Origin of the sequence: Noviherbaspirillum denitrificans (genome assembly GCF_002211445.1) — a bacterium.
Taxonomy (GTDB): Bacteria; Pseudomonadota; Gammaproteobacteria; order Burkholderiales; family Burkholderiaceae_D; genus Noviherbaspirillum; species Noviherbaspirillum denitrificans.
Genome location: NZ_LSTO01000001.1, coordinates 1269655 through 1277845, shown reverse-complemented (window position 1 = coordinate 1277845; position 8191 = coordinate 1269655). Strand labels below are relative to the sequence as shown.

Sequence of the window (8191 nt, the reverse complement as noted above, 5' to 3'; positions counted from 1 at the left end):
GCGGTCGCCTGTGGTTGCGAGTACGCGGATCGCGGACTGCAGTTGTCGCCATGCGTAGGACATAGGGTCTCCTAATCGATTGAGCGCTTCTGCGGCGCTTACTTGCTTTTTGGAGGAGCATGCTAGGCGCACAGTGCACGCCATGGAATCGTCCGAACGGATGATTGAAAAGGGGGGGGGGGTGTTGCAAAAAATGCATTAGTGCTAACATGCTGTGTTTTTTCACAGCACTGTTGTTTTGTACAGTAATTGTGCTAAAGTAAGGTCTCGATCAACGACGATTCATTGGAGGACTGACATGGCACACTTGAACAACTCCTTCGGCGCACGTTTCGGCCTCGAATACGCACCGACTTCCTTCCTGTTGCGTTTCGGCCGGCGCGAGATGTTCGTTTGCCGCGATTTCCGCAAGCGTTACTACCGTGTCAATCCCGTGATCGACTGCAGCACCGGTGTCGAGGCTGGCCATCTTGAAGTACTGCTGATGAAGAAGTGGTTGGTCATTCTTTCCCGCGCGCGCTGATGTACCAGAGGGTGTTATGAACCAGGAACACGGGGCCCGGCGTTTGACGTATCATTCCGCTCCTGACGCCGCGGCCCGATTTTGACAGCGTTGATTCAGGTCAAGGATGCGCCGGCGTGCGATTGCGTACACTGGCAATGTCAGGCAAAAGCTGACACCCGAACAATATGCGACTGTCCCGTCATTCCCGATACGTTACTGCGCTGATTGCGCTGTTCAGCGTGCTGTTCATGCAGCTCGCTGTGGCCGCCTATGCGTGCCCGACGGTCAAGAATTCGGCGGAAATCGCTTCCAACGCCGGTTGGGCAAGCGCCAGCGCGCACAGCGATATGGACGGGTGCGAAGCGGGGATGGACACTGAGCTCCCTGCACTCTGTTTTGCCTACTCCCAGGAAGGCAACCAGTCGCTCTACAAGCCTCCTGTACCTGATATCCAGCCGGCTGTCGTCGTCGAGATCATCCGCGCGACCGTTGCAACTGTCCTCGACTTCCGCACCGACGTCACACCTGCGCCGGCCCACTGGCTGACACGCGCGTCCGATCCGCCGCTGTCCATCCGCAACTGCTGCTTCCGAATCTGATCCTCCCGGTCGCCTGAACCGCTGCCGCCGCGCTGAACGCGTGTGGCGCATGTCTCTTGCTGCCTGGAGTTTTCATGTTTACCCCTTATTCTTTTGCGCTCAGCGTGCGTGCCTGTGCGGCCGCATTGGCGCTTGCGTTCCCGCTGGCTGCAACGGCGGCCGAACCCTTGCCCGGCAATTCGGTCGAAAGCCTGCTCGCCTGGGCGCGCGAACGCAATCCCGAATACGCTTCGATGCGCCACGAAGCCGAAGCCGCCCGTGAACGGTCCGCCTCTGCCGGCGCCTTGCCCGACCCGAAAATCCGCGTCGAACTGGAAGACATCACCCGCATGGGCGAGCAGAACGCCTCGCTGCTGCCCGGTCGGGTCGGCCGGGCGCGCTACCAAGTGATGCAGGAACTGCCGTGGTTCGGCAAGCGCGACCTGCGGCGCGACATCGCCGCCTTTGAAGCAGACGCCGCGCAGGGCAAGGCCGGCGGCACATGGGCGGAACTGTCCGCCCGCATCAAGGCGGCGTACGCGCAGTACTTCTACATTGCGCAGAACGAACGCCTGACCCGAGAAATCCTGGACCTCATGACCAGCCTGGAGAAGGTGACCCAGGCGCGCTATGCCGGCGGCCTCGCTGCCCAATCAGACGCCATTCGCGCCCAGGTCGAACAGACAAGCATGCGAAATGAATTGCTCATGCTGGAAAATGACCGTCGCATGACCTGTTCCCGCCTGAACATGCTGCTTGCCCGTCCTGCAACGGCACCGCTGGCCGACCCCGAGCGCCTGCGTCCCCTGCCGTCCCCGGCGCAACTCGACTACACGGCGCTGGAAGATCGCGTGCGCAGCCGCAATCCGTTACTTGCCGCCGAGGACGCAAAGCTGAAGGCGGCGGAAAAAAGCCGCGACCTGACCTACCGGAACCGCTATCCCGATGTCGCGGTCGGTTTCGCACCGGTGCAGACCGGCAAGTCGGTGAAGGAGTGGGAAGTGATGTTCGAAATGAACATTCCGCTCCAGCAGTCTTCGCGCCGCGCCATGGAACGCGAATCGGAATCCATGCTGTCCGCCGCCCGCTCACGCCGCGATGCCACGGCAAACCAGGTGCTGTCCGAGCTCGCCGAAAACCTGTCCGGCCTGGACACCGCGCGCCGGACGGAAGCATTGATTGCCAACAGCCTGCTGCCGCAAGCCGAACTCACCTACAAGTCGGCGCTGGCGAGCTATGAAAACGGCAAGGTCGACTTCGCCACCTTGCTCGACGCCCAGCGCCAGATCCGCGCCGCGCGGCAAAACCAGATCAAGGCGCAGGCCGAAGCCCAGGCCCGCCTCGCAGAAATCGAACGCATACTCGGAGAAGAATTATGAAACACCCCGCAGCTCTCGCCATCGGCGCCGCTGTCCTCGCCGCCGCGGCGGCAGGAGGCGGTTACTGGATCGGCAACCGCAATGCGGTGGAAGCGGCACCGCCGGCCGTCGCCGCGAAAACGCCACGCATCCTGTATTACCGCAATCCCATGGGCCTGCCCGACACCTCGCCGGTACCGAAGAAAGACCCGATGGGCATGGATTACATCCCCGTGCATGAAGGCGAGGACGACGCCGGCGGCGCCAGTCAGCTTCGCATCAGCACGGAGAAGGTGCAGAAGCTCGGCGTGCGAACCGAAAAAGCCAGCATCCGGACTATCGATCGCGCGGTTCGGGCGGCCGGACGCGTGGAACCGGACGAACGGCGCACCTTCACCATCGCGCCCAAGTTCGAAGGCTACGTCGAGCGCCTCCACGTCAACGCCACCGGGCAGGAAGTCGTCAAGGGCCAGCCGCTGTTCGAGGTCTACAGCCCGGAACTCGTCTCCGCGCAGCGCGAATACGCGATCGCCGCGCAGGGCCTGCAATCACTGAAGGGCGCCGACAGCGACGCCCAGGGCGGCATGAAACAGCTGGCCGAATCGAGCCTGATGCGCCTGAAGAACTGGGATATTTCGGAAGAGCAGGTCCGCGCGCTGGCCCGCAGCGGCGAAGCGAAGCGCACCATGACCTTCCGCTCGCCGGTTTCCGGCGTCGTGACGGAAAAGAAAGCGGTGCAGGGCATGCGCTTCATGCCGGGCGAAATGCTCTACCAGGTGACCGACCTCTCCACCGTCTGGGTGCTGGCCGACGTCTTCGAGCAGGACATCGGCCTGCTCAAGCCGCGTGCCAAGGCAAAGGTCGCGATCAATGCCTATCCGGGCAAGGAATTCGAGGGCACGGTGACCTACATCTACCCGACGCTGCAATCCGCCACCCGCACCGTACAGGTCCGGCTTGAATTGCCCAACCCGGGGCACATGCTCAAACCAGGGATGTTCGCGGACGTGCAACTCGGTGCCGCATCGCGCGGTAGTGCGGTCACAGTTCCCGTGTCGGCGGTCATCGACAGCGGCACTCGTCGCATCGTGCTGGTCCAGGCCGGCGAAGGCCGCTTCGAGCCACGCGAAGTCAAACTTGGCGCGAGCGGCAATGAGTACGTGGAAATCCTCGACGGCGTGAAGGAGGGCGAAGATGTCGTGGTCGCCGCCAACTTCCTGATCGACGCGGAAAGCAACCTCAAGGCTGCCGTCGGCGGCTTCACCGCGCCGCAGGCGAAGGACAAGCAGAAAGGCGCAGGCCATCAGGCGGAAGGCACGATCGACGAAATCGATGCGTCGACCGGCACCGTCAGCATCAGCCACGGTCCGATCGACAGTCTGAAGTGGCCGGCAATGACGATGGACTTCAAGGTCGCCAACCGCGCATTGCTGACGAACATGAAGCCCGGCACACCGATCCGCTTCGAGTTCGTGGAGCGCCAGGAGGGCGAATGGGTCATTACCGGATTCCAGCCCGCGCCGGCCACCATCGGGAAAGCCCCGCCGCAGCCTGGCGATCCGCATGCAGGCCATCGATAACGGGAAGGCATCATGCTGAACAAGATCATTGACTGGTCCGGCAGGAACATCTTCCTGGTGCTGCTGGCCACCCTGTTCATTACAGTTGCGGGCGTCGTAGCCGTGATGCGCACGCCGATCGACGCGCTGCCGGATTTGTCCGACGTGCAGGTCATCGTCTATACCGAGTATCCCGGCCAGGCGCCGCAGGTGGTGGAAGACCAGGTTACCTATCCGCTCACCACCGCCATGCTGTCGGTGCCGAAGTCGAAGGTGGTGCGCGGCTTCTCCTTCTTCGGCGCGTCGTTCGTCTACATCATCTTCGAGGACGGCACGGACATCTACTGGGCGCGTTCACGGGTGCTGGAATACCTGAACTTCGCCGCCGGCCGCATGCCCAAGGGCGTCACGCCGCAGATCGGCCCTGATGCGACCGGCGTGGGCTGGGTCTACCAGTACGCGGTGCTGGCGAAGGACAAGACCCTGGCCGAACTGCGCACGCTGCAGGACTGGTACCTGCGTTACCAGCTTGCCAAGGCGCACGGCGTGGCCGAGGTCGCGTCGGTCGGCGGCTTCGTGCAGACCTACCAGGTGACGGTCGATCCGGTGAAGCTGCGCGCCTACGGCATCCCGCTGATGAAGGTTGCGCAGGTGATCCGTGAATCCAACCGCGACGTCGGCGGCCGCGTGGTGGAAATGGCCGAGACCGAATACATGGTGCGCGGCAAAGGCTACCTGCGCGGCAAGGCCGACCTGGAAGGCCTGGTCGTAAAGACCGAGCGCGGCACGCCGGTGCTGGTACGCGATATCGCCCGCGTCGAACTGGCGCCCGACGAGCGGCGCGGACTGGCCGAGCTGAACGGCGAGGGTGAAGTGGTGTCCGGCATTGCGATGTCCCGCTATGGCCAGAACGCGCTGGAAGTCATCCACAACCTCAAGACCCGCATCGGCGAAATCAGCGCCGGCCTGCCGGAAGGCGTCAGCATCCAGGCGGTGTATGACCGCTCGGACTTGATCCACCGCGCGATCAACACGCTGAAAACGACGCTGGTCGAGGAAAGCATCATCGTCGCGCTGGTCTGCATCGTCTTCCTGCTCCACGTGCGCAGCGCGCTGGTCGCCATCCTGATGCTGCCGGTGGGTGTGCTCATGGCCTTCATCGCCATGCGCGCGCTGGGCATGAATTCCAACCTCATGAGCCTGGGCGGCATTGCGATCGCCATCGGTGCCATGGTCGATGCGGCGATCGTGATGATCGAGAACGCGCACAAGCACCTCGAGCGGCTGAAGGAAGGTGAATCCCGCGTGGAAGCCATGCTCGCGGCATGCAAGGAAGTCGGGCCTTCGCTGTTCTTCTCGCTGCTGATTATCACTGTGTCGTTCCTGCCGGTGTTCACACTTGAGTCACAGGAAGGCCGCCTGTTCTCGCCGCTGGCATACACCAAGACCTTCGCCATGGCAGGCGCAGCCGTGTTGTCCATCACGCTGGTGCCGGTGCTGATGATGCTGTTCATCCGCGGCAAGATCATGCCGGAAGCGAGGAACCCGGTGAACCGCTTCCTGATCTGGGTCTATCGGCCCATCATCAAGGGGGTGATGCGCTGGAAGAAGACCACCGTCTTCCTGTCCCTTGTTGCGCTCGTCCTTACCTTCTATCCCGCCTCGAAGATCGGCAGCGAATTCATGCCCACGCTCAACGAAGGCACGCTGCTCTACATGCCGTCCAGCCTGCCGGGGATGACCATGACCAAGGCGGCGGAACTGGTGCAGACGCAGAACAAGATCATCAAGTCCTTCCCCGAGGTCGAATCGGTCTACGGCAAGGCCGGACGCGCCAATACCGCGACCGACCCGGCGCCGACCGAGATGTTCGAAACCGTCATCAACCTGAAGCCGCAATCGGAATGGCGCCCGGGATTGACAATGGACGGCCTCATTGCCGAGATGGACACTGCGCTGCAGTTTCCCGGTGTGTCCAATGCCTGGACCATGCCGATCAAGGCCCGTATCGACATGCTCTCCACCGGCATCCGTACGCCGATCGGCATCAAGGTGTTCGGCAAGGACCTGGACGAGATGGAAAAACTCGCCAAGCAGATCGAGGCCGTGGTCAAGACCGTGCCCGGCACGACCTCGGCCTTCGCCGAGCGCATCACCGGCGGCTTCTACCTCAACATCGAGCCGGACCGCGCGCAGCTTGCGCGTTACGGACTGACGATCGGCGAAGTGCAGGACGTGATTGCCACCGCGCTGGGCGCGGAAATGGCCACGACCACGGTCGAGGGGCGCGAGCGCTTCGCCGTCACCGTCCGCTATCCACGTGAAATGCGTTCCGACCCGCAGCAGATCGCGCGTGAGGTGCTGGTGCCGACGATGGACGGGCCGATGATCCCGCTCGGCCAGCTGGCGCGCATCGGTATCGCCAAGGGCACGCCCGGCATCCGTACCGAGAACGCGCTGCTGTCCGCCTACGTCTACGTCGACATTCGCGGGCGCGACATCGGCGGCTACGTGGCGGATGCGCGCAAGGCTGTCAACGAGCAGGTCAAATTCCCGCCCGGTTACTACGCCACATGGAGCGGCCAGTTCGAAGCCATGGAGCGCGCGATCGAAAAGATGAAGATCGTGGTGCCGGTGACGTTGTTGATCATCTTCCTGCTGCTATACCTGAACTTCAAGCGGCTGACCGAGACGCTGATCGTGATGCTGTCGGTGCCGTTCGCGCTGGTCGGCGGCGTGTGGCTGATGTGGCTGCTCGGGTACAACATGTCGGTCGCGGTGGCAGTCGGTTTCATCGCGCTGGCGGGTGTGGCAGCGGAAACCGGGGTGGTGATGCTGATCTACCTCGACCATGCATGGGAAGAGGTGAAGAAGAAATGCCGCGCCGCCGGAACGCAGCCGCATGCAGGCGACCTTTATGAAGCAGTGATGGAAGGCGCGGTGGAGCGCGTGCGGCCGAAGATGATGACCGTCGTCGCCATCATGGCCGGCCTGCTGCCGATCCTCTGGAGTACCGGCACCGGTTCGGAAGTGATGAGCCGGATCGCCGCGCCCATGGTGGGCGGCATGATTTCGTCGACAGTGTTGACGCTCGGTGTGATTCCGGCGCTGTATGCACTGGTCAAGCAATGGCGTCTTGAGAAAGGAAGGGAAGGATGAACGCAGTGAAAAAGTGGTGTGCCGTGGTTCTTGGCTTGGTTGCGGCGGGCGCGCACGCGCAGTCGATGCAGATACCGAAACCGAGCGAGGGCTTGATGCCGAATCCCGGTAGAGGGAAGAGCCTGTTCGCGGCGCAGTGCGCGGCTTGCCATGGCGCGGACCTGAAGGGAAGCGACAAGGGGCCGCCGATGCTGCACAAGGTGTACGAGCCATCGCACCACGGTGACCCGGCATTCCAGATGGCGGCAAGCCGCGGTGTTCGCGCGCATCACTGGCAGTTCGGCGACATGCCGCCGGTGCCAGGGGTGACGCCGGATGATGTGGCGCATATCACGGCGTTTATCCGGATGGAGCAGAGGAAGGTGGGGATACGGTAGGCGAACCTGAATTCAAACTGCCGGCCGCTTCTTGTGAAACACCACCGGACTATACGGCACCGCCGACGGTGGCGGGGAATTCAGGATGCCCGGCTTCATCGCGCCGACCACATGCATCTCGCACGGCTTGCAATCGAAGCGCAGCGTATAGCGCTCGCCACCGCTTACCAGCGTCATCGGCTCCGCCCGCACCTGGCCCTGGACGCCTTGCACGCCCTTGGCCTGTTTCGGGCAGAGGTTGAAGGAAAAACGCAGGCAGTGCTTGGTGATCATCAGCGGCACTTCACCCGCTTCCTCATGCGCTTCGTACGCAGCGGCGATCAGTTCGACGCCGTGCTTGTGGTAGAAGGCGCGCGCCTTTTCGTTGTAGACGTTGGCGAGGTAGGAAAGCTGCGTCTCGGGATACGCGGCAGGCGGTTCGGCTGGCGTCTTGCGCTGCGGACGCTGCCATGCGGCCAGCCGTGCCGCTTCGTGCGCCGCGATGGCGTCACGGCGCAGCGCATTGATCGCGGCGGAGGGGACGAACCAGGGTTGCGACAACTCCAGCTCGATCTTGCCTGCTTCAAACAGCGTATTGCCCAGCTTGCCGAGGCTGGCGCGCAGTGAGGCTTCCGCTTGTGCCGCCTGCTGGGCAGGCTGCAGCGCAACGGCCGCA

7 protein-coding genes are annotated in these 8191 nt (G+C 63.1%); 6 read left to right on the top strand and 1 reads right to left on the bottom strand.

What is annotated here, in order from left to right:
- The first annotated feature begins 298 nt into the window (after window positions 1-298).
- The 6 genes from AYR66_RS06370 (at window position 299) to AYR66_RS06345 (ending at window position 7536) form a co-directional block, all read left to right on the top strand.
- Window positions 299-523 carry a hypothetical protein gene (locus AYR66_RS06370; protein WP_088706825.1) on the top strand — a complete coding sequence of 75 codons (225 nt, stop codon included), beginning with the start codon at window positions 299-301 and terminating at the stop codon, window positions 521-523.
- Between the two features lie 167 nt (window positions 524-690).
- On the top strand, window positions 691-1104 hold the full coding sequence (locus AYR66_RS06365) for a hypothetical protein (protein ID WP_088706824.1): 414 nt from the start codon (window positions 691-693) through the stop codon (window positions 1102-1104).
- A 74-nt stretch (window positions 1105-1178) separates the two neighbouring features.
- Window positions 1179-2462, top strand: coding sequence for a TolC family protein (locus AYR66_RS06360; protein ID WP_088706823.1), 1284 nt, complete (start codon window positions 1179-1181; stop codon window positions 2460-2462).
- Window positions 2459-4021, top strand: a complete 1563-nt coding sequence (locus AYR66_RS06355; protein WP_088706822.1) for an efflux RND transporter periplasmic adaptor subunit — start codon at window positions 2459-2461, stop codon at window positions 4019-4021. Before AYR66_RS06360 ends, AYR66_RS06355 begins: the two co-directional genes overlap by 4 nt.
- A gap of 12 nt (window positions 4022-4033) precedes the next feature.
- Window positions 4034-7159 carry an efflux RND transporter permease subunit gene (locus AYR66_RS06350; RefSeq protein ID WP_088706821.1) on the top strand — a complete coding sequence of 1042 codons (3126 nt, stop codon included), beginning with the start codon at window positions 4034-4036 and terminating at the stop codon, window positions 7157-7159.
- A complete protein-coding gene (locus AYR66_RS06345; RefSeq protein ID WP_088706820.1) occupies window positions 7156-7536 on the top strand; it encodes a c-type cytochrome in 381 nt (126 codons plus the stop codon). Before AYR66_RS06350 ends, AYR66_RS06345 begins: the two co-directional genes overlap by 4 nt.
- A gap of 12 nt (window positions 7537-7548) precedes the next feature.
- Here AYR66_RS06345 and AYR66_RS28785 read toward each other — a convergent pair.
- The coding region (locus AYR66_RS28785; protein WP_206047082.1) for a DUF3656 domain-containing protein at window positions 7549-8191 on the bottom strand (643 nt) is incomplete at its 5' end.